The sequence below is a fragment of the Streptosporangium sp. NPDC001559 genome (assembly GCF_042893955.1).
Lineage (GTDB): Bacteria > Actinomycetota > Actinomycetes > Streptosporangiales > Streptosporangiaceae > Streptosporangium.
Genome location: NZ_JBIAVG010000010.1, coordinates 166570 through 187824 on the forward strand (window position 1 = coordinate 166570; position 21255 = coordinate 187824).

19 protein-coding genes are annotated in these 21255 nt (G+C 69.2%); 2 read left to right on the plus strand and 17 right to left on the minus strand.

The window, feature by feature from the left end; translation table 11 throughout:
* Positions 1 to 76 precede the first annotated feature (76 nt).
* Positions 77 to 1267, plus strand: coding sequence for a CaiB/BaiF CoA transferase family protein (locus ACFYY8_RS22955; RefSeq protein ID WP_390043998.1), 1191 nt, complete (start codon positions 77 to 79; stop codon positions 1265 to 1267).
* Positions 1264 to 2682, plus strand: a complete 1419-nt coding sequence (locus ACFYY8_RS22960; RefSeq protein WP_390044000.1) for a carboxyl transferase domain-containing protein — start codon at positions 1264 to 1266, stop codon at positions 2680 to 2682. Before ACFYY8_RS22955 ends, ACFYY8_RS22960 begins: the two co-directional genes overlap by 4 nt.
* Before the next feature lie 16 nt (positions 2683 to 2698).
* Here the strand turns inward: ACFYY8_RS22960 and ACFYY8_RS22965 are convergent, their stop codons facing one another.
* The 17 genes from ACFYY8_RS22965 to ACFYY8_RS23045 form a co-directional block, all read right to left on the minus strand.
* Positions 2699 to 3685 carry a PDR/VanB family oxidoreductase gene (locus ACFYY8_RS22965; RefSeq protein ID WP_390044003.1) on the minus strand — a complete coding sequence of 329 codons (987 nt, stop codon included), beginning with the start codon at positions 3683 to 3685 and terminating at the stop codon, positions 2699 to 2701.
* A 12-nt stretch (positions 3686 to 3697) separates the two neighbouring features.
* Entirely contained in the window at positions 3698 to 4693 is a 996-nt protein-coding gene (locus tag ACFYY8_RS22970) for a hypothetical protein (protein ID WP_390044006.1), read from the minus strand.
* A 25-nt stretch (positions 4694 to 4718) separates the two neighbouring features.
* On the minus strand, positions 4719 to 5369 hold the full coding sequence (locus ACFYY8_RS22975; protein ID WP_390044008.1) for an RraA family protein: 651 nt from the start codon (positions 5367 to 5369) through the stop codon (positions 4719 to 4721).
* Positions 5366 to 5761: a RidA family protein gene (locus ACFYY8_RS22980; protein WP_390044009.1), complete on the minus strand. Its 396-nt coding sequence runs from the start codon at positions 5759 to 5761 to the stop codon at positions 5366 to 5368. The genes ACFYY8_RS22975 and ACFYY8_RS22980 overlap by 4 nt, the downstream gene beginning before the upstream one ends.
* A 22-nt stretch (positions 5762 to 5783) precedes the next feature.
* Positions 5784 to 6782 (minus strand): hypothetical protein, encoded by a 999-nt coding sequence (locus ACFYY8_RS22985; protein ID WP_390044011.1) that lies wholly within the window; start codon positions 6780 to 6782, stop codon positions 5784 to 5786.
* Positions 6782 to 7471, minus strand: coding sequence for an RraA family protein (locus tag ACFYY8_RS22990; RefSeq protein WP_390044013.1), 690 nt, complete (start codon positions 7469 to 7471; stop codon positions 6782 to 6784). The genes ACFYY8_RS22985 and ACFYY8_RS22990 overlap by 1 nt, the downstream gene beginning before the upstream one ends.
* Positions 7471 to 7656 (minus strand): hypothetical protein, encoded by a 186-nt coding sequence (locus tag ACFYY8_RS22995; RefSeq protein ID WP_390044015.1) that lies wholly within the window; start codon positions 7654 to 7656, stop codon positions 7471 to 7473. The genes ACFYY8_RS22990 and ACFYY8_RS22995 overlap by 1 nt, the downstream gene beginning before the upstream one ends.
* Positions 7657 to 7714: 58 nt before the next feature.
* Positions 7715 to 8992, minus strand: a complete 1278-nt coding sequence (locus ACFYY8_RS23000; RefSeq protein ID WP_390044017.1) for a Rieske 2Fe-2S domain-containing protein — start codon at positions 8990 to 8992, stop codon at positions 7715 to 7717.
* Positions 8993 to 9094: 102 nt separating this feature from the next.
* Complete coding sequence (locus tag ACFYY8_RS23005) at positions 9095 to 10186, minus strand: ABC transporter substrate-binding protein (RefSeq protein ID WP_390044019.1); 1092 nt, start codon at positions 10184 to 10186, stop codon at positions 9095 to 9097.
* 64 nt (positions 10187 to 10250) lie between these two features.
* Positions 10251 to 11390, minus strand: coding sequence for an ABC transporter ATP-binding protein (locus ACFYY8_RS23010; RefSeq protein WP_390044021.1), 1140 nt, complete (start codon positions 11388 to 11390; stop codon positions 10251 to 10253).
* Positions 11390 to 13135: an ABC transporter permease gene (locus ACFYY8_RS23015; protein WP_390044023.1), complete on the minus strand. Its 1746-nt coding sequence runs from the start codon at positions 13133 to 13135 to the stop codon at positions 11390 to 11392. Before ACFYY8_RS23015 ends, ACFYY8_RS23010 begins: the two co-directional genes overlap by 1 nt.
* A gap of 179 nt (positions 13136 to 13314) precedes the next feature.
* Entirely contained in the window at positions 13315 to 14526 is a 1212-nt protein-coding gene (locus ACFYY8_RS23020; RefSeq protein ID WP_390044026.1) for a hypothetical protein, read from the minus strand.
* 17 nt (positions 14527 to 14543) lie between these two features.
* A complete protein-coding gene (locus ACFYY8_RS23025; protein ID WP_390044027.1) occupies positions 14544 to 15785 on the minus strand; it encodes a hypothetical protein in 1242 nt (413 codons plus the stop codon).
* A gap of 87 nt (positions 15786 to 15872) precedes the next feature.
* Positions 15873 to 17867 carry a M1 family aminopeptidase gene (locus ACFYY8_RS23030; protein ID WP_390044029.1) on the minus strand — a complete coding sequence of 665 codons (1995 nt, stop codon included), beginning with the start codon at positions 17865 to 17867 and terminating at the stop codon, positions 15873 to 15875.
* A gap of 23 nt (positions 17868 to 17890) precedes the next feature.
* Positions 17891 to 19396, minus strand: coding sequence for an ethanolamine ammonia-lyase reactivating factor EutA (locus tag ACFYY8_RS23035; protein WP_390044031.1), 1506 nt, complete (start codon positions 19394 to 19396; stop codon positions 17891 to 17893).
* A gap of 40 nt (positions 19397 to 19436) precedes the next feature.
* On the minus strand, positions 19437 to 20150 hold the full coding sequence (locus tag ACFYY8_RS23040) for a 4-carboxy-4-hydroxy-2-oxoadipate aldolase/oxaloacetate decarboxylase (RefSeq protein ID WP_390044033.1): 714 nt from the start codon (positions 20148 to 20150) through the stop codon (positions 19437 to 19439).
* 34 nt (positions 20151 to 20184) lie between these two features.
* On the minus strand, positions 20185 to 21195 hold the full coding sequence (locus tag ACFYY8_RS23045; protein WP_390044035.1) for an amidohydrolase family protein: 1011 nt from the start codon (positions 21193 to 21195) through the stop codon (positions 20185 to 20187).
* Positions 21196 to 21255: the final 60 nt, after the last annotated feature.

Sequence of the window (21255 nt, forward strand, 5' to 3'; positions counted from 1 at the left end):
TCACCGGACCGTAAGGCCCCGCTCTCGCGGGATCCACCCCTGGCCATCGAGTTCTATATTCAATAGGCTGCATTGTGTGATTGGCTCAACAGGCCCCCTCGCCGGGCTACTCGTCGTCGACCTCTCCCGCGCCCTCGCCGGACCGCACGCCTCGATGATGCTGGGCGATCTCGGCGCCCGCGTGATCAAGATCGAGAACCCCGGCGTCGGCGACGACACCCGCGGCTGGGGTCCGCCGTTCGTCACGCCGGAACCGGGCGGTGACCGCGAGTCGACGTACTTCCTCTCCGCCAACCGCAACAAGGAGTCGGTCGAACTCGACCTGAAGGACCCCGACGACCTCGCGACGCTGCGCGGGCTCGTCGAACGGGCCGACGTGCTCGTCGAGAACTTCCGCACCGGCGTGCTCGACAGGCTCGGCCTCGGCGACGACGTGCTGCACGCGCTCAATCCGCGCCTCGTCGTACTGTCGCTGACCGGTTTCGGTCACGACGGGCCAGAAGGCGGACGCCCCGGCTACGACCAGATCGCACAGGGCGAGGCGGGGCTGATGAGCGTCACCGGTCCCGGACCCGACGACCCGCAGAAGGTCGGTACGCCGATCGCCGACATCCTCGCCGGGATGTACGGCGCGTACGGCGTGCTCGCCGCACTGCACGAGCGCACCCGCACCGGCAGGGGCGGCGTCGTGCGCTCCTCGCTCCTCGCGGCGACGATCGGCGTGCACGGCTTCCAGGGCACACGGTGGACGATCGCCGGAGAGACCGGACGGGCACAGGGCAACCACCACGTGGCGATCTCGCCGTACGGCCTTTTCGCCTGCGCCGACGGCGCCGTGCAGATCGCGGTCGGCAGCGAGCGGCTGTGGCACTCGTTCTGCGCGGCGTTCGGCATCGACCCCGGAACCCCCGGTATGGCGACCAACCCCGAGCGCGTGGGCAACCGGGCAGAGGTGATCGCGCTGGTCGAGAAGGTGTTCGCGCCGTGGAACCGCGACGACCTGCTGGCAAGGCTCGACGAGGCCGGAGTCCCCGCCGGGAAGGTCCGCTCGATCGACGAGGTCTACGGCTGGGACCAGGTGCGCAGTCAGGGCCTCCTCATCGAGGTCGATCACGAGTCCCTCGGCCCGCTCACCCTCCCGGGTCCTCCGCTGCGCTTCTTCGACATCGCGGGGTCCGAGGTGACACGCACCGAGCACGCCGCCCCGCCGGTGCTCGGCTCGGACACCGAGCGGATCAAGCAGTGGGTGAAGGGCGGCGCCGAATGAGCCCGTCGAGCGAGGCCTACCTCGACGCCCTCCTCGACCTCGGCTCGTTCGTCTCGTGGGACACGCGCATCGAGATCGCCTCCGAGGACCCCGGTTACCGCCGGGAGCTCAGGCGGGCGGCGAGGACCTCCGGCCACGACGAGTCGATCCTCACCGGCACCGGACGGATCGAGGGCAGGCGGGTCGCCCTCGTCGTCGGTGTCTTCGAGTTCCTCGCCGGGTCGATCGGTACCGCGGCCGCACGGCGGATCATCACGGCGATCGAACGCGCGACCGCCGAGCGGCTGCCGCTGCTGGCCGCGCCCGCGTCGGGCGGGACGCGCATGCAGGAGGGGACGCGGGCCTTCGTGCTGATGGCGGACCTCGCCCGGGCCGTCTCCGAGCACCGGCGTCACGGTCTCGCGTACGTCGCGCACCTGCGTCACCCGACGACGGGCGGCGCCTTCGCGTCGTGGGGCAGTCTTGGGCACTTCACGGCCGCCGAACCGGGGGCGCTGCTCGCCTTCTCCGGCCCCCGCGTCCACGCGACGCTCACGGGCACCCGGTTCCCCGAGGGCGTGCAGACCGCCGAGAACCTCTCGGCCAGAGGCGTCATCGACGCCGTGCTGACTCCGGAGGAGATGCGTGCCACGATGGCGCGGATCGTACGGGTCACCGAGGGGCGCGACCGCCGTCCCGTGGAGACGACCCCCCTCCCGCGTTCACCGGCCGACGGGACGGACTGGGCGTCCGTGCTGCTCACCCGCGACGCCGGAAGGCCGGGGCTGCGGGAACTGCTGGCCCGCGCCACCGATGTCGTGGAGTTCCACGGGACGAACGAGGGCGAGCGGGACGACGCGGTCGTCGTCGCCCTGGCCGACCTCGGCGGCGCGTCCTGGGTGGTCGTCGGCCATGACCGGACGGCTCCGGCGCCGATGGGACCCGCCGGGCTCCGGCAGGCGCAGCGTGGGATGGACCTCGCGGAGCAGCTGGGCCTGCCGCTGCTGACCGTCGTCGACACCGCCGGCGCCGATCTCTCACCCGCGGCGGAGGAGGGCGCGCTCGCCGGCGAGATCGCGCGCTCACTCGCGCGGATCACCGCGCTCGCGGTGCCGAGCGTCTCCGTGATCCTCGGGCAGGGCACCGGCGGTGGAGCGCTCGCGCTGGTGCCGGCCCGCCGCGTGGTCGCGGCACAGCACGCCTGGTTGTCGCCGCTGCTGCCCGAGGGCGCGAGCGCGATCGTCTACCGCGACACGGCGCACGCGGCGGAGATGGTCGAGCGGCAGGGCGTCGGCTCCGACACCCTGTTCGCGAACGGAGTCGTCCACGAGGTGGTGCCGGAGCCTCGCCCCGCGCATCTCGACCCCGAGTCCTTCCTCGCCGGCGTCGTGGGTGCGTGCGTCCGCCAGCTGAAGGACCAGGACCGGACGGTCTGAGACCCGCTGGTGCCCGTCAGATGTCGAGCACCAGCGAGTCGGAGATCGCGCGCGAGCAGCAGATCATCATCACGTCGCCGCGTTCGCGGTCGAGGTCGGTCAGGACCGAGTCGCGGTGGTCCGGTGTACCTGCGATGACCCGGGTCTCGCAGGTGCCGCAGATCCCCTCCTCACAGGAGGAGAAGACCATGACGCCCGCCTCGTCGAGCGCGTGCAGGATCGTCCGCCCCGGCTCGACGGTGACCGTCACCCCGGACTGCTCGGCGGTCACCTCGAACGGCTTGTCGTCGTCGGAGAACAGGGCGTCCCTGGGCGCGAACCGTTCGGTGCGCAGGGTGCCCTTCGGAAACGGCGCGCACACGTCCTCAAGCGCGGCGAGCAGGCCCTCGGGACCGCAGGCGTACACGAGCGTGCCCGTGGCGGGAGCCGAGAGGATGCCGGCCAGGTCGAGGCGGCCCTCGACGTCCTCGGGCACGATCGTGACCTTCTCGCCGTACGTCGCGGTGAGCTCGCTCGTGAAGGCCATCGTGCTCATCGAGCGCCCGCCGTAGTAGAGGCGCCAGTCGGCGCCCGCCGCCTCCGCCTCGCCCACCATCGCCTTGATCGGCGTGATGCCGATGCCCCCGGCGACGAAGACGTACGACGGAGCCTCCTCGAGCATGAAGTGGTTACGCGGCCCTCGCACCTCGACGGTCGTGCCGGCCCGCAACGTGTCGTGGATCCGTGCCGAACCGCCTCGGCCGCCGGCCTCGCGCAGGACGGCGATCCGCCATCCCTTCCGGTCCGCGGGATCGCCGCAGAGCGAGTACTGGCGGACGACGTCACCGATCACGACGTCGATGTGCGCGCCCGGCGTCCACCGGGGAAGGTCGCCGCCGCCGGGATCGGCGAGCACGAAGCCCGCGATCCCCTCGGCCGGCTCCGTGCGTTCGGCGACGACCATCTTCGCGACGCGGTCGGAGTACGTCGTGGCAAGGACTTTAGGATGGATCGCGAGGGACATGGTTCTCTCCAGTCACTGCCACATGGCGAAGGCCGTACCGATTCCCGTGCCGGCCTCCGACCTGTAGGCGGGGATGTAGTCGACCTCGGTCATCTCCAGGTGTTCGAGAGCACCGCCCGCCGCGATCCACAGCAGGCTCTCCGATGTGCCCGACCGCATGTGCTTGCGCGGGATGGTCGACAGTGACTCGACGTCGCGGTTCTTCAGCCCGTCGAGGATCCGGCGGTCGAGCCGCTCGTCGACGACGAAGTGGCTCAGCCCGCCCGACGCCACGATCGCCACGCGAAGGTCCTCGGGATAGGACTCGATCGCGCGGCGGATCGCGCGGCCGAACTGGTAGCAGCGCCGCGGCGAGGGGACGTTCGGGGGAAGGTAGGAGTTCACGGCGACGGGAAGCAGCGGGATCATCTCCTCGCCCATCAGCCGGCGTCGCACGAACGTGAACGCGTGGCCGATGCTGCGCCCCTGAGGCTGACGGCTGTAGGCGACGACGTCGAACTCGTCCTCGACGACGGACCGGATGACGTGGCGGCCGAGGTCGCCCGGCGTGACGTACTTGTCCAGGTCCTCCGCATGACGTGCCCACATCGACGCCTGCACCCCCTTGGCGAGCGCGTCGAACTTCTCCTGCTCCATGGGCATGTCGTAGATCGCGTCGCCGTGGAAGACCGCGAACGTCGGCAGGCCGTCGTCGCGGAACATCTCGTCCTGGTCGTCGCCGATCGCGACGACGACGTCGGGCGCGACCTCGGCGAGCTTGTCCTTGAGCACTCGCACACCGGCCTGGCCGCGCTCGTGGTGCGACTGCCACACCTGGGGGGTGAGCTTCTCGGCGGGCACCGCCCATTCCGGGACCCGGGCGAGCGACGCGTAGTCGTGGACGTCGCCGTCCCTGCCGATCAGGAACGGGTTCCGACGGTCGCGGTCGGCGTGGTCCTTCCACCACGAGGTCTCGGTGCTGAGCTGGGGGGTGTGCGAGGTTGCCAGCCCCAGGACGATCTCGGCCACGGCGGGCTCCTTTCTCTGCTGTGGTTCAGCGCTTGGTCTGCAGCCGGTGGTAGCCGAGCCGCCTGCGTGCCTCGACCAGCGCGACACCGGCCTGCACCTGCTCACGGATGCGTTCCTCGGTGCTCTCGATCTCCCGGACGAGATCGAGCACCTCCTGCTCGCGCTCCTGCGGTACGACGACGATCCCGTCGCCGTCGCCGATGAGGACGTCACCAGGACGCACCCGGACCTCTCCGAGCGTGACCGGGACCTGGATCCCCACCATCTGGACGCGGTCCTTGCCGGTGCGCATGTAACGGCCACGCGAGAAGACCGGGTAGTTGAGCTCGCGGGCACGCTTGCTGTCGCGGCACACGCCGTCGATGACGGTGCCGGCGACGCCCCTGCTGGAGGCGACCAGCGTGAGGATGTCACCCCAGACCGTCGCGTCCGTGCGGCCACGGTTGTCGAGCACGATGACGGCGCCCTCCGGGACGTCGTCGATGTAGTCCCCGACGGTGCCGCCGTTGACGTCCACCGGCTGATAGAGGCCGGTGAACGCGCGCCCGGCGAGGGCGAAGTCGGGGTCGAGCGGCTGAATCCCGTGCACCTGCCCGGCGATGCCCAGCCGGTCCAGGGCGTCCGAGATGCCGGAGGTCGCGGCCTCCGCCAGGCCCTTGACGATCTCATCGGTCATTTCGTGCTCTCCGTCCATGCTTCGATGCGCAGCTGCATCTTGAGCCGGCCGGGCAGGTCGCGGACCGTGGTGTGCCGCGCGGGCCGGTCGTGCTCGTCCGGGTACCATTCGAGCCAGTGGCGGTTGACGTCGCCGCGCAGGCTGTCGTCCTTGAGCAGGACCTCGAGGAACACGACCTCGTCGAGTCCGACACCCGCCACGTCGAGCAGGGTGCGCGCGTTCGCGAACGCGAAGTCCACCTGCGCGACGCCGTCCTCGGGGAGCTCGTTGTTCCCCGGGTCGCGGCCGGAGATCCCACTCGACTGGAAGAGGTTGCCGACGCGGGCGGCCATGGGGATCGGCGCGGACCCGTGGTCCACCCCCGGGATCTCGTAGGTGCGTCGTCTGCTCACGATGTGGCCTTCCTTTCAGTTCTCACAGCGCGTGGGTGCTGGGGGCGAAGAGCGACAGCGGCTCGACGTGGCCGGCCACGAGGCCCTGCTCGACGAGCGCCCGCGCGAGCCGCTCAAGGACGCGCCTGTTCGCGGCGATGCCGTACGGCATCGGGTCGGTGCCGCCGACGGTGCGGGAGACCGAGGCGTCGACCTCGCCGACGCGGGCCCAGTTGGCGAGCAGGCCCGGCAGCGGCTCGAACGCGAGTTCCTTGGCCTCGATGAAGGCCGAGTACAGGTTGAGCGCGAGCCACGGGTGCTCTTCGAACAGCGACGCCCTGATCACCAGGACGTGGTTGATCGGCAGGATCCCCGCCGACCGGTAGTAGCGCACCCCCTCGGCGACCTTGTCCGCGAAGATCGGACGCAGATGCGGGATGCTCGCCGCGCTCCGGCCGCTGCGGTCGACGAGGTTCGTCGTGCCGAGATAGCGGACCGCCGCGTCGAGTTCTCCGCCGGCGAGCAGCTGCCCCATCGTGCGGTCCGGGTGGATGTAGGTGAGGTCGACGCCCGGTGGCGGCGTGAACGACGTCGCGCCGCCGTGGCTCTTCTCCGGTGGCCGTTCCATGAACCACTTCAGGTCGCCGGCCTTCACTCCGAACTCGTCCTGCAACGCGACGCGCGTCCAGACGGCGGCGGTCTGCTGGTACTCGGGCACGCCGACCCGCTTGCCGACCAGGTCGGCGGGCGAGTCGATGCCGGCGTCGTCGCGGGCGAGCATGTCGGTGTGGAAGAAGTGACGGGTCGTGAAGACGGGAACGGCGACCCAGTCCCGTAGCCCCTGCGACATGCCGATGCTCAGCGACGACAGCGACATCTCGGAGATGTCGAACTCGCCGAACTTGAGCTGGCGCCAGAAGAGCTCCGACGGGTGCAGCCCTGTCGTGGCGAGTTCGACGCCCTGCACCTTCACCCGTCCGTCGAGAACCGGCCGGGTCATCGGGTTCACCGTGAGCGCCATGCTCAGGCGAAGCGTCGTCATCACCGGGCCTGCCGGCGGAGGGCGTTCTGGTACTCGGGACCCATCACCTCGGACGGGCTGAGTCCCTTGCGCAGTCCTTCGACCATCCCCATCTCACGGCGCGCGAGTGCCTCGGCGATCTCGGCGACCTCCCCGAGCCGCTCGCTCGGGACGATCACGACGCCGCTGCCGTCGGCGACCACGACGTCGCCGGACCGCACGGTGATGCCGTCGATCTCGACGGGCTCGCCCTGGCTGACCTCCGTCACCCGGCTCCTCGCCGTACGGGTGACCGGGGCGCGCGCGAAGACCGGGAAGCCCAGCACACGGGCCTCGTCGACGTCGCGCAGCGCTCCGTCGGAGACGACGCCGGCGATGCCCGCCTCGATCGCGGCGGTGGACAGGAGTCCTCCCCACGAGCCCATGCCGACCCGGCCGCCGTTGTCGATCACGATCACGTCGCCCGGGCCGCCGGCCTCGATGGCCGCGGCGCCGAGGTGCACCGGTTTCTCCGGCTCCCCCTCCTCGAAGGGGGCGAGCTTCATGGTCACGGCGCGGCCGACCACCTTTGCGCCCTCCCACATCGGCCGGATGCCGAGTGGCGTGCCGAGGATCCCGAGGGAGTCGAGGGCGTCGGAGACCGTGCACGCGTCCAGCCGCCGGAGCCGCTCGATCGCGACGGCCGTCTCGTCCGAAGGCTTGTCCCCCATCAGCTCTCCCTCTCGAAGAAGAGGAGCAGATAGCCGGTGGTGGACGAGTTGTAGATGATCGGCTGGATCGTGTTGAGCCTCCAGCCGGCCGTGGTCCGTTCCTTCAGCAGGAGGTTGAGGTCCTCGGTGACGGCCTCCGGCGTACGGCCGGTGGCGCGCACCTCCTGCACTTCGTACTCAGGCATCGCGTTCTTCACTCACTGTCTGTCACATCGATGTCGCGCGTCCGGGGAATGCCGGGGCTCAGTGCCACTGGGACCGGGTGCCCTCCTTGGACGCGTCACGCCACTCGGCGCCGCGTACCACCAGCAGGTCGAAACCCCGGGTGTCACCGTGGTCCTCCGGGTCCGAGCCGCGTGGCATGCCACCGGCCTCGACGGTGTCGGCCGCCTCAAGGAGCAGGCGGCGGGCGGTCTGGATCGCACGGTCCGTGCTGCCGAGCGCCTCCAGGCTGCGGTCGACGATCGGGCCCATGCCGACCTGGAGCGCGAAGTCCTGGGTGTTCACGCCCCGGATACCGGTGTAGGTCTTCGTGCGCTGGAGCTCACGGTCGATCCCGTAGTCGTTCTCCGGGCCGAGTTTGAGCCAGTAGGTGCCGGGGACGAAGTCGTCCTTGCCACGGCCGAACCTGCTCTCGTGGGACTCCCAGTACTCGTCGCTGATCGGGAAGCGGTCGTCGGTGGAGTACATGAAGTTGTAGACGTAGGTGTTCTCGTCGTCGATCGGCACCCACAGGTGCCCGTGGACGGACGGCAGGCCCTGCGGGTTGCCCTCCCAGTCGACGAAGCGGCCGCGCGACTGCTGGCAGGGCATCACGAACTGGTAGACGCGCAGATAGGTCTGGTCGTCGCTGACGTTGCGGATGCTGGCGTAGGTGAAGCCGTGCGAGGCGACGTCCACCTCGAGCTTCGGGTGCGTGTCACGGGAGCGGAGCAGCTTGCCGTTGCCGATGTCCTCGTTGTGGGCGAAGGACGAGTGGACGGTGTCGATGCCGCCCTCGACCGCCTGCAGGTAGTTGCACTGCTCGCCGGTCTTCGAGACGCGCCGGTGGGTGTCCGGTACGCGCAGCCACTCGTAGTCGGGGACGCCGGGGGTCGTCTCACGCGGGCCCATGTAGGTCCACACCACGCCACCGGCCTCATACGTCGGGTAGGCCTTGATGGAGACGCGGGTCTTGAACTTGCTCGTCGGCGGCTCCGACGGCATGTCGACGCACGCGCCCGTGACGTCGAACTTCCAGCCGTGGAAGACGCAGCGGATACCGCACTCCTCGTTGCGGCCGTAGAACAGCGGCGCGCGGCGGTGGGCGCAGAACGCGTCGACCAGGCCGATGTCGCCGTTACTGTCGCGGAAGGCGACGAGGTCCTCACCGAGGAGCCTGACGCGGATCGGCGGGGCGTCGGGGTGAGGGAGCTCCTCACTCAGGCAGGCGGGGATCCAGTACCGCCGGAACACATCGCCCATCGGGGTGCCCGGTCCGACGCGGGTGAGTCGTTCGTTCAGTTCCTTGGTGATGCGCATCTCTTCATTCCTTGGCTTCGTCGGTCCGGCCCTCACGGCCCGGGGCAACGCCGCCCCGGCGCCCCGTCGAAGGACGAGGGGCACCGGGGCGGCGTTCGGCCGTCACTTCTCGATCACCTTCCCGCCGGCCTTGGCCAGCACGTTTTCGTAGATCCTGGACCACTTCGCGAGCTCTTCCTTGTCGTTGCTCAGGGCGTACGGGAAGTTCTTGTACTCTTCGAGCTTGAAGTTGCCCTCGTAGTCGACGTTCGCCGGATTCCGGTTCTGCTCGACGAACATCTTCTGGCCGTCGGTCAGCAGGAAGTCGAGGAACAGCAGCGCGGTGGCCGGGCGCTTCGCGGTGACCGGGATACCGGCGGAGATGAAGGTGTACGGCACGGGCTGTACGACCGGTTCCGCCTCGATCGGCGCTCCCTCGGCCTTGCCCGAGGAGATCGCGTGGTAGTAGCAGCCGAGGCAGACCTCGGCCTGGCCCGACGTGAGCAGCGTGGTCTCAAGCGTGTGGCCCTTGACGACGAACGCGCCCTTCATCGAGTCCTCGAAGTACTTGATCGCCGCGTCCTCGGTCATCCCCTTCTGCTTGACGAAGTACTCCTTCACGAGTGCCTCGAACCAGGGGCCGTCCTCCTGCTCGATCATGAACTTGCCGCGGAAGCGCGTGAGGGCGTCCTCGATGTCCTTCGGCGGGTCCTTCACCAGGTTGGTGTTCCAGGAGATCACGGGGGCGATGACGTACAGGGCCATGGTGTAGTCCGTGGCCGAGCCGGGGACCAGACGTTCGGAGAGCGGTGTCTTCAGCGGCGCGAGCGCCTTGAGGTTCGCGAGGACCGAGCCCTGCGAGGCGTCGGCGACGTACAGGTCGGCGCCGTCGTGCTTCGCCTGCACCTCCTGGAGCACCTTCTGCGCGATCACCTCACCGCCCGCGCGGTAGTTCGAGACCTTGATGCCGTACTTCTTCTCGAACGCCTCGATGATCGGGTCGGTGTCCTCGGGCTTGGTACCGGCGTAGAAGTTGATCTGCCCGCCCTCGGCCTTGGCCAGTTCGAGGAGCTTCGTGCCGCGCTGCTCCAGCGACAGGCCGTCGATCTGCGCGTAGACGTCCTCGATGCCTGAGCCACCGGCTCCGGAGTCCGAGGCGTCGGACGATCCGCACGCGGACAGCAGCGCGGCGGCGACCGCGGTCACGGCGACCACGGCGGCCAACCTCCTTGGAGGCTTAATGGACATCATCACTCCGTTTCAGTGGGGGGTCCGGTATTCAGTTGCTCATTGCCATGGGGACCGCGGCGCATCCGTGCCTGGCGAAGTTCAGGCGTACGGTGGTTCCGTCCGCGAGCGGGGACTCGCTTGAGCCGCTCACGTTCCACTCGGTGTCGCCGACCTTGACGCGGTACTCCATCGTCATGCCGAGGTAGGCGCTGCCGTCGACGACGCCCTCCCACTCACCGGGCTCGTGAGCGCCGCCGTCCACGACCGGCGAGAGGGCGACCGACTCCGGTCGCACGGAGACGAACACGTCCGCGCCGATGGAGAGCCCGGCCTGGGAGGAGGCGACGATCAGCCCGTCGGGGGTCTTCACCGTGACCTCTCCCTCGGAGACCGCGGCGACCTTGCCCGCCACGAGGTTCGCGCTGCCGACGAAGCGCGCGACGAACTCGGCGGCCGGTGCGCCGTACACCTCACGCGGGGTGCCGACCTGTTCGACCTTGCCGTTCGACATCACGGCGATCACGGTCGACATCGACAGCGCCTCGGACTGGTCGTGGGTGACGTAGACGGTGGTCACGCCGATCTCGTGCTGGAGCCGCTTGAGTTCGAAGCGCATGTCGGTGCGGAGCTTCGCGTCGAGGTTCGAGAGCGGCTCGTCGAGCAGGAGCAGCGGCGGCTCCATGACCAGCGCGCGGGCCAGGGCCAGACGCTGCTGCTGGCCGCCGGAGAGAGCGGTGGCCGAGCGGCCGGCGAACTGGCTCAGCTGGACGACCTCAAGCGCGCGCTCCACGCGCTCGCGCACCTGTTTGGCCGACGGACGGCTCTTCCGGTCGCCCACCTGAAGCGGGAAGGCGGCGTTCTTGTAGACGTCCATGTGCGGCCAGATGCCGTAGGACTGGAACACCATGCCGAGGCCGCGGTCGTTGGCCCGGACCGAGACACCCGTGTCCGAGCTGAACAGGACGCGGTCGGCGACCGTGATGGTTCCGAGGTTCGGCGACTCCAGGCCGGCGATGCAGCGCAGCGTCGTGCTCTTGCCGCAGCCCGACGGACCGAGCAGCGTCAGGAAGTCACCGGATGCCGCGGACAGGTTGACGTCAGCGATGGCGTAGTTCCGCTCCCGCCCCTTCTGGTGGCCGCCGTAGCTCTTGTAGAGACCCTCGACCTTGAGGAGCTTGTTGCTTCCCATCAGTGGTTCACCTCGTTGAATCCGTCTTCTTTGACACCGAACCTGGACGCGGCGACTCGACTGGCTCCGACGATGAGGCAGAGGATCAGGATCATGATGATTCCGAGTGCCGAGAGGAGAGTGAGCTGGCCGTTCTCCCACTGCTGCCAGATGACGACGGAGAGGACCTCGTTGCCCGGCGTGTAGAGGAGCAGTGAGCTGGCGACCTCGCGGAACGACACGACGAGGACGTAGATCCAGCCGCTGAGGAGTCCCGGGAGAATGGTGGGGACGAGCACGCGCCGGAAGGTCTGCAGCCAGGTCGCGCCGCTCGTCTGGGCGCTCTCCTCCAGTTCCGCCGACACCTGGATCATCGCCGAACTCGCGTAGCGCATGCCGTACGGCATGTACTTCGTGAAGTACGAGACGACGAGGATCAGGAGCGTGCCGTAGATCGGGATCGGCACCCGCAGGTACACGAAGAGCAGGGACACACCGAGGACCAGGCTCGGGATGCCGATCGGCAGGAACGTCAGGCTCTCAAGGACGCCCGAGCCCTTCGGCCGCGCACGCACGGTGATCCAGGAGACGATCGCCATCACGACCATCACCGCGGTGGCGGTGCCGATGCCGACCACGACCGAGTTCCGCAGCGCCTGCAGGATGTTGCCGTTGCCCAGGATCTCGCCGTAGTTGCCCAGCGTGAGGTTGCCGAGGCTCTCCAGCGACGGGCCCGCGTAGATCTTCTGCGCGGAGACGTAGGCGAGCATGACGACCGGGAGGACCACCGCGACCGCGAAGTACAGCCACGTCAGCGGAGCCAGCGCGTACTTCACCCTGCCCAGCGGCAGCGGACGCGGCCGGAAGCCCTTGCCGGTCACGGTCTGGAAGGACTTGGTCCGCTTGTTGAGGCGGCGCTGGAAGTACATCGCCACACCGGCGATCACGAGCACCGGCATCGCCAGCGCGCCCGCGGTCGAGTAGTCCGGCGGGAACAGGTGCAGCGAGTTGTAGATGCCCGAGGTGAAGACGCGGATGCCGCCCGGGGTACCGAGGATCGCGGGGACCTCGAAGGCCTCGATCGCCCGGACGAAGGTGAGGGCGATCGCGCCGATCAGCGCCGGCTTCACCAGCGGCAGGGTGATCCGTGCGATGACGGTCGGCAGCCGGGAACCGCACATCAGCGCCGACTCCTCGAACGACGGGTCCGTGTTGCGGAAGGCCGCGTACATGAGGAGGAACACGAGCGGCATCTGGTGGAGGCCGTCGACGAAGATCATGCCGCCCATCGAGAAGACGTTGAACGGCTCGATCCCGAAGAGGTTGTCCGTCCAGGTGTTCAGCAGGCTGTTGCGGGGGCTGGCGAGAAACGTCCACGAGATCGTGTGCAGGACGCCGGGGATGATCAGCGGCACGGTCGCCGCGATGAAGATCAGGCCGCGGCCCGGGATGTCGGTCCGCACCGTGAGGTAGGCGAGCCCGGTGCCGCCGACCACGGCGAAGACCGTGGTGCCCGCCGCGAAGATCAGGGTGTTCTTGATCAGCTCGAACAGGTGTCCGTCGGAGTACGCCGTGGAGAAGCCGTCGAGGGTGAAGGCGCCGTCGGCGTCGGTGATGGTCCCGTACACGAGGTACAGCAGCGGGACGACGGCGAGGTACACCACCAGCGCGGCGGCGACCAGCATGATCACGATTTCGACAGCCGAGCGACCGCGGAGGATCTTCGCCGGCTGCGGGGCGAGGGGTGCCGGGGCGATCTGCGTCATCGGACGTTCCTACGGTGTGACATAGGACTCTTGCTGTTCTGCATGGGCTGCAAGTTATAGGCTGCAGGATCTGGAGTCCAGACTCTGGGTTGAATTCGTTCGGTCACGTTTCCCCGCAAGGATGTGGAAACGGGGTGGAACGATTTCGTTCCACCCCGTGACAAAGAAGATCAAAATGGTCAAATAGCTGGCCCAAGTGACCGTGGCGTCCTGATAACGCCCATCAGGTCCTCGGGACTCAGCGCCAGGATCGCGGGCTCGTCGAAGATGTCCCCCATCTGCGACCGCACGCCGTTCGCCGAGAGCGCCTCCAGGAACCTGCGATGGATCCGTGGATCCTGCTCGTCGTACTCGACCTGGCGCCCGCCCTTGGACACCGAGACGTGCCCCTGCCCCTCGGCGCTCTTGCGGCGCAGCGCGATGAACGGATATCGCCGGCTGCCCAGACTGCAGGCCAGATAGCGCGCCGGGTCAGGGCCGGTGTTGAAGTGCTGGTGGTACATCCAGAACGGTGGTGTGTACATGAAGCCGTGGCGCCATGGGATCTCGACGAACTCCGAGTCGCCCTCGTACCAGAGCAGCGTGTAACCCTCGCCGTCGACGGCGTGCACATGGGTGCCCGCCGCGTGACGATGGCCCTTCTTGTAGCCGCCCGACGGGATCTGCGAGACGTGTGCGTGCATCGTGCCCTCGGCCAGCACGAGGGCCACGTTGCGCGAACCCTTCCCCCGGCTCTCCATGTCGTACAACGTGAAGCTCGTGAGGTCGTGGATGAAGTTGGTCTCCCAGACGTTCATCTTCTTGACCGAGTCCCTGTTGTAGACGAAGTGCTCTCCTCCTCCCCGGAAGTAGTCCTCCTGGCCTATCCGGTCGGGGAAGTCGGCGTCACAGCCGAAGACGAAGTTCGCGTCGTGGAACAGATTGATCAACAGCGGGGCGTCGTTCGTGACCGAGAACCGTGCCGGCCTGCTGCTTGAGCCGTTCGAGATCTGGTATCTGCAGTTGAGCGGGATCGCGAACAAGGCGCGTGGCCCCCACTCGAACACCCGTTGACTGCCGTCCTGAAGCCAGATCGTCGTGGTGCCGTAGCCGTCGAGGACGTAGAAGAACGCCTCGTAGAGATGTCGTACGACATCGGTCACCTTGGTCGGCTCGATCTCCAGCACGTAGTTCGCCATGAAGTCGCCCATGCCGTGGGTGTGGGCGAAGCAGCCTCGTGCGCCGTATCTCTCCCACGGCGCCGTCTCCAGGGCGAGCAGGTCGTGCCCGAAGTCGAGGTGGATCGGGATGCCCTCGGCCTTCGACCAGTCGGCGTAGGGATCGACGAGGTACTTGTCGTCGCCCTGAGGCACGTCGTCCGGCCGCGCTGAGGGGTTCACGGTCGCGGTCACCCTGTGCTCCTCCCCGCTCATCGGCCGTCGGGCCGTACGTACAGCTCCGGCGGCATCCGCGTCGTGATGCCGTTCCTCGCGAGCCGGGCCTCGAACTCCGCGCGGATGTGCGGGTCCTCGTCCCAGAACTCGATGCTCTTGCCCCCCTCGCTGCGACCGAGGTTGGAGCTCTTCAGCGTGGCTCCCGGCGGCGCGAACAACCCGGCGATGCGCGCGCTCGGCGGGCCGTTCATGGCGAGCACACGGAGTGGCTCGGCGCTCGTCGCGAAGTGCTGGTGGACCCAGTCGCCGCCGCCCGGCGCGGCGGCGACCATGCCGCCGGGCCGGTAGTCGACCCGCCTGACCAGCTCGCCGTTGCCCGCCTCCCACGGCCGCAGGCCCGCCTCAAGCGGCCAGGTGTAGGTGAAGCCGCCTCCCCTGATGCAGATCAGCACGGCGCTCGGCGGGTGGTGGTGCGCGGGCGCGTACCGGCCGACCTGGAACTCCAGGACCTTCATGTAGAAGCGGGCGTTCGCCATCCACGGCTGGATGCGCCTGGTGCCGGGACCGCGCTGGTTGTCCAGCGGGAGCTCAAAGTTCGGCAGGTCCGGGATCAGGTTGGTCACCTGCATCGCACGGCCGCGCACCGGATCGGCGACGAGCTCGTCGCGGTAGTCGAAGTAGTCGCTCTTGCCGGAGTAGCGCTCTTCGAACGGATAGGGGTTGCCGAAGATGAACTCGCGGTTGTCGTACATGTTGAAGACGGCGGGCGCGGTCGTGCCCGCGATGACGAGAGCGCGCCTGCCGCTGCCGTTCACCAGTCGATGCGGCGCGTTGAGCGGGATGCCGAACAGCGACCCGGGTCCCCACTCGAACGTCTGCGGCGCCGTGCCCGCCGGCGCCCCGTTGCGCCACACCTCCGTCGTCCCCACGCCCTCGACGACGTACATGATCTTCTCGTAGATGTGCTGCTCTATCTCAAGCGCCCCGCCCGGCGGCACCTCGATGAGATGCATGCCCCACAGCTCCTCGGTGCCCAGCAGCTGGATGTACGCGCCACGTCCGCCGGTCCGAGCCCAGTCGCCGAGTTCGAGGTCGCGCACGTCCTCGAAGCCGATCTCGCGGTAGACCGGGATCCCCTCGGCATCCATGAAGTGGTCGTAGGGCTGCTTCGGGCTCTTGAACTCCTTCTTGCCGCCGAACGCGTCGCCGGTCGGCGCGACGTACTTCGGCGTCTTGGCGGCCCCGTAGTTGGTGGTCGCCTCCTCGTACTCAGCCATGCTCGAAACTCAACTCACTCTCTTTCGCACCCGTACGACGGGCGACCCCTGGGGTAATTCTGTAGCCTATAGCGTTTGAGTAAAATGTCATACAGCATCCAGATTCATCCATTGGGACCGGAAGCGGACGCCCCAGGCCAGCTCCGCGGCGCACTCCCGCACGGCCGCCCGCGACGCCGGACGGAGCCGGCCCTCACCGAGCAGTTCGCCCACGCTCGTGAACGCGTCCGCGGTGAGCACCGAGCGCGGGAACGCGAACCGTGCCAGCGCGACCGCCCGCGGCTCGGAACAGGGGTCCGTCCTGGCCGCCGTCTCGTGCCGGAATCGAGCCACCAGCCCGGTGACGTGCTCCGGATGATCGGCGTGCCAGAGCCCCGCCGCCATCCCGGCGAGGGTGGCCGGGTCGCTCAGGCCTGGAGCGAACAGCCGCTCCCAGGCCCGTTCCTTCTCCCCCGCGTCCGGGAGGAAGGCCAGGCAGGTGGCCACCTCGGCTCCGGTCTCATCCCCTGCCGCCACGATGCCGCGACGGCCCAGCTCCCCGAGGGCGGCGAGCCGGTTGCGCGCGGCCCAGGCGAGCGGGCCCGCCGACCGTCCGCCGTCGAGCCCGCCGAGCAGACTCCTCACCGGTGGCGCGGCCGCCGTCGAGACCCACGCGTACGTCGCGGTCGCCGCGAGCCGCGAGCCGTCCGGCGCCCGCGCGACCACCTCGCGTAACGCCTCGGCGACGAGCCGCTCGGCTTCACGCCCGCCGGCCGGACGGGTCCAGCCGGCGCGGCGCAGCCGCTCGGCGAACCACGTCGTCATGCCGGCGAGCCGGTCGGCGTCGCGCTCGTGGCCCAGCAGCGACAGCAGTACGCCGAGGGCCGTGGGACCGTCGATCTCGCACGCCGCGACAGCGCGCTGAAGCTCCTCCCATCGATCGGCACCGGCCGTCGAGCGCCGCTCCGGCGGCGCGAGCGCGCCGGCGTCCAGCAGCGGGCCCTCGGAGACGACGCGTGCCAGCCGAGCCCACCACTCCTTCTCTCCGAGCGCCCGCATCCAGTCCTGGACCTGACGCACGCCCGCCGAGTAGTGATGGCTCGCGGCTGAGGCGAGCGCGTCCGCGGCCGTCAGGGCGGGCCGGTGCCGGTCGAGCGTCACCGGGCTGTGGACACGCCGGGCCTCCGCTCCGGCGTAGGGCCTCCCCGCGGGCGTCGCCCGCAGGGCCGTCCGGCCCACGACGTCGGCCAGCGCCTCCTGCAACCAGAGGTCGTCCCACCATCCGATGGTCACGAGGTTCCCGAACCAGAGGTGCGCGATCTCGTGTGCGAGCACGGACACGAGCCGCGCGTACCCGGACGAGCCCGGCGCGACCAGGAGCGAGTCGCGGACCATGACGCAACCGGCGGTCTCCATCGCCGGCCAGGCGAGACCTGGGACGAACGCGATCCGGAGTTCGCCGCCCTTCCGTGGCGCCGGGCATCCGAGCCTCTCGCCGATCTCGGCGACGACCTCGGCCACGACGCGGGCGAGGCCGGGGGCCACGCCTTCGAGCACGGGGGCGCGCGAGCGCACAGCGTGCAGGACGACCCCGAGCCCGTCCTCACGCACGGTCTCGGTCGCGAACGGGCCCGCGACGAAGCCGGTCGCGTACGTCGGCACGACGGCCGCGGCCGCCTCACCCATGCCGGTGCCCGCGACGACCCACCCCGGCGGAGACTCGACTCGAACGCTCGTCTCCGCCTTCAGGTCCGGCTGGTCGAAGCAGGTGAACCAGTGCGGCGCCGCCGTCGGCCCGGACGCGGCGTAGACGTAGACCGACCCGTCGGCCTCGTCGACGACCCGGCAGAGCCCGCTGCCGCCGATGTCGTACGTCAGCGACCGCGTGTACTCGCGGGCCTGCGTGCCGACGGCCACGGCGACGGGGACGCGCAGGTCGCGGCCCGCGTCCCTCGCCTCGGCGAACGTCGCGCCGGCTCGTTTCCCGTCGAACACGACCTTCGTCGTGGAACGCGGCGCGTCAAGATCGCGGAGGTCGACGGTCACGTCGTAGCGCAGCACCGAGAGCAGCCCGCTGCGCTCCCGTGCTTCCCGCTCGGTCAAAGGCACCCGGTGCGTCGCCATCGTCAGGCGAACAGGAGTGACTTGATGACGACCGGCACGACGCCCGGTGGGTCGATGAAGGAGCCGACGTCGACGTAGTCGAGCTCGCCGAGCTCGATGCCGTCGACGGCGACAAGCGGACGCCGTACGCCCGCGTCCTCCTGGAGCACGCGGCCGATCAGCTGGGCGACGTCGGCGTCGACCACCACCACGAGCAAGGCGTCGTCCGCGGCCGACCCGGCCACGGCGGCGATGGACCGTGCCAACGCCGCCAGCCGCGCATGCGTGGCGCTCCCGGTCCAGCGTACGGCGAGGCACACCGGCCGCCTCGGGTCGGCGTCACGCTGCCGGGCGCTCGTCTCGAAGGCCTCCACGACAGCGGCTTCGTCGATCGCGTCACCCAGTTCTCCGTCGAACCGCACGACGGGGAGGTTCTGGGCGGGCAGGCCGCCCTCCCCTGACAGGTGCAAGGTCTTGCCGCTCACCTGGACCGTGAACTGGGACGCGCCGATCACCGTGGCACGGATGCCCTGTCCCGGGTCGACCGCCGGGATCGACAGGCGTTTCGCGAGTTCCGCGATCACCGCCTTGGCGAGTTCGGGCGCGATGTCCCCGAACCGTTCGCTCGTGTGGCCGAAGACGTACTCGGCGACACCGCCGGAGAAGGTGACGTACTCGGGCTCCTTCGGCCGTCGCAGGTGCTCGGTGAGTTCGAGGGCGTGGCCGAGTTCGTCCAGGGCGTCGCCGGTGATCTCGTCCACGACGATCCGCGCGAGCCTTCGCGCGATCGCCGACCGATGCCCGGGATCGGCCAGCGACCCGGGGTCGACCGGGATCCCGAGCTCCTCGGCGACCATGCGCGCGGAGTCGTCGACCCTCGTCCATGCTCCGTCCGCGTCCTGAGCCAGGAGGCGCCCGCCGACCGCGAACGCGGCGACGTCGACGATCTCCCCGTCGACGATGAGCGCGAGCTTCGTCGTGCCTCCGCCGATGTCGACGTGGAGACCGGTCTGCCCGCGCAGCCTCGAAAGACGCGCCGCCCCCGAGCCGTGTGCGGCGAGGATGCTCTCCAGCTTGTGGCCGGCGGTGGCGCACACGAACTTGCCGGATTCCGCGGCGAAGACCTCGTCGACGGCGCGCGCGTTCGCGCGCTTGATGGCCTCACCGGTGAGGATCACCGCACCGCTGTCGACGTCGTCCGGAGTGAGGCCGGCGTCCTGGTAGCAGTCCTGGACGAAGTGCGAGAGCGCGTGGGCGTCGATCGTGCCGTCGGGCAGGAACGGTGTGAGCAGGATCGGGGAGCGCCATACGACCTCACGCTCGATCACGACGAAGCGGTCGGCCGACCTGTGTCCTTCGCGCTGGAAGTGGACGCGGGCGAACAGCAGGTGGGAGGTCGAACTGCCGATGTCGATGCCGACGGTCAGGAGTTCGAGCGTCTCCTGTTCGAGGATCGCCTTCGCGATCGCGAGACGGACCTCCTCGTCCAGCACGTCGTCATGGGTGTGGAAGAAGTCCTCGTCATGCACGGACCGGTGCTCCTAACAAAGTGGTTTCGCCGACGCCCGCTCACCGGAGTGAGACGTCCGGCAACGCGCGGCCTTGGCCGTCGACGTACTGGACGCCCAGAGACGCGAGTGTCGCGCGGAGGTTCATCACGTCGAGGCTGAGTTCTCCGTTGCGGAACTGCTCACGCTTCTCCTCCTCACTCCTGGTGCGCCGAGGCGCGAGCTCGGCCGTCTCCTTCGCCAGCTCCAGTGGTACGACGACGACACCGTCGTCGTCGGCGACGATGACGTCGCCCGGCCGTACGTAGGCGCCGGCGACGACCACCGGGACGTTGACCGAGCCCGCCGTCGCCTTCACGGTGCCCATCGCGGACACGGCCCGCGACCAGACCGGGAATCCCATGGCCTGGAGGTCAGCGATGTCGCGCACACCGGCGTCGATGACGAGGCCGAGCACTCCGCGAGCCTGCAGCGCCGTCGCGAGCAGGTCGCCGAACATGCCGTCGGACGAGGGCGACATCGTCGCCACGACGAGCACGTCACCCGGCCTGCACTGCTCCGCCGCCGCGTGGATCATCAGGTTGTCGCCCGCCTGGCTCAGCACGGTCACGGCCCGGCCGGCGATCTTCGCGCCTCGGTAGATCGGACGGATGCAGGGGTCCAGCAGCCCTGTGCGTCCCATCGACTCGGACACCGTCGCCACCCCGCTCTCGCCAAGGATGGAGACCACTTCCTCGTCGGGGCCCTCGTCGTTGACGACCACCACGTGTGGCATTGGTGACTCCTCTAGCTGTCGTTGTCAGCCGACGTCACGCAGGGATCCGCGCGTGAAGACGAGAGAACAGGGCACGTGCGTTGTCCTCGTAGACCGCCCGGCGGTCGTCCTCGGTCAGGAAGTCGATCGCGTCGATCGTGGTCTTGAAGTCGTCGAAGACCCGGCCGGTCTTCGGGTCGACCGCCGAGCCGCTGCCCGGCTTCTCGGTGCCGAAGAGGCAGCGGTCGGTGCCGACCGTCTTGAACAGCAGTTCCAGCGAGAGCGGGTTGTGCAGCACGGTGTCGAACCAGAACCGGCGCAGTCCCTGCTCGAACGGCTCTGCGTCCGCGGACCCGCCGAACTTCGGCATCAGCCGCTCCGCCTGCCAGCGCCCGATCTGGTAGGGCACCGAGCCGCCGCCGTGGGAGATGATCAGCTTCAGGCCGGGGAACCGGTCGAACACGTCCGAGTTGAGCAGGCTGAGGATCGCGATCGACTCCTCGGTCACGAAGTGCTCGCTGTAGGTCTCGCGGCCGCTGTTGCAGCCGGCCGAGTGCACGAGCGCAGGCACGTCGTGGTGCACGAGGCGCTCGAAGAGCGGGAACCAGTACTCGTCGCTGAGCCGCGGCGACGGTCCGGCGCCCTCCCACGGGTCGGGGTTCAGCAGCACGCCGACGAAGCCGAGTTCCTCGATGGCGCGGTCGAGTTCGGGGAGAGCGTTCTCGATCGGGGCGCCCGCGCACGTCGGCAGTCCGGCGACGCCGGCGAACCGGTCCGGGTGCAGCTCGACGGTCTGCGCGATGAGGTTGTTGTTGGCCTCGATCCACCAGTGCACGACCTGGTCGGGCTTGGCGGAGTGCATCTGGTGGAACGGACGCGGCGAGATCAGCTGCATGTCCGTGCCGACACTGTCCATGATCGCGATGTTTCCCGCAGCCGCCTCGGCGATGGCGGCGTCACTGACACCGATCGGCGGGCTGTAGCGCCCGCCGGCGGCGAGCAGGTTCGCGCGGTAGGCGTAGAAGACAGGGGGGGCGACCACATGGGCGTGGCTGTCGATGATCACTAGTTCTCCTCGATCGAGGCCGGACCCTCGGATTTCCGTGCAGGCTATAGGCTGTGGGGT

What these genes read in the sequence shown, in the direction of transcription:
- ACFYY8_RS22960 (WP_390044000.1), top strand. Translation starts at nt 1,264, where the DNA reads ATGAGCCCGTCGAGCGAGGCCTACCTCGACGCCCTCCTCGACCTCGGC.
- ACFYY8_RS22965 (WP_390044003.1), bottom strand. Translation starts at nt 3,685, where the DNA reads ATGTCCCTCGCGATCCATCCTAAAGTCCTTGCCACGACGTACTCCGAC.
- ACFYY8_RS22975 (WP_390044008.1), bottom strand. Translation starts at nt 5,369, where the DNA reads ATGACCGATGAGATCGTCAAGGGCCTGGCGGAGGCCGCGACCTCCGGC.
- ACFYY8_RS22985 (WP_390044011.1), bottom strand. Translation starts at nt 6,782, where the DNA reads ATGACGACGCTTCGCCTGAGCATGGCGCTCACGGTGAACCCGATGACC.
- ACFYY8_RS22990 (WP_390044013.1), bottom strand. Translation starts at nt 7,471, where the DNA reads ATGGGGGACAAGCCTTCGGACGAGACGGCCGTCGCGATCGAGCGGCTC.
- ACFYY8_RS22995 (WP_390044015.1), bottom strand. Translation starts at nt 7,656, where the DNA reads ATGCCTGAGTACGAAGTGCAGGAGGTGCGCGCCACCGGCCGTACGCCG.
- ACFYY8_RS23000 (WP_390044017.1), bottom strand. Translation starts at nt 8,992, where the DNA reads ATGCGCATCACCAAGGAACTGAACGAACGACTCACCCGCGTCGGACCG.
- ACFYY8_RS23010 (WP_390044021.1), bottom strand. Translation starts at nt 11,390, where the DNA reads ATGGGAAGCAACAAGCTCCTCAAGGTCGAGGGTCTCTACAAGAGCTAC.
- ACFYY8_RS23015 (WP_390044023.1), bottom strand. Translation starts at nt 13,135, where the DNA reads ATGACGCAGATCGCCCCGGCACCCCTCGCCCCGCAGCCGGCGAAGATC.
- ACFYY8_RS23025 (WP_390044027.1), bottom strand. Translation starts at nt 15,785, where the DNA reads ATGGCTGAGTACGAGGAGGCGACCACCAACTACGGGGCCGCCAAGACG.
- ACFYY8_RS23040 (WP_390044033.1), bottom strand. Translation starts at nt 20,150, where the DNA reads ATGCCACACGTGGTGGTCGTCAACGACGAGGGCCCCGACGAGGAAGTG.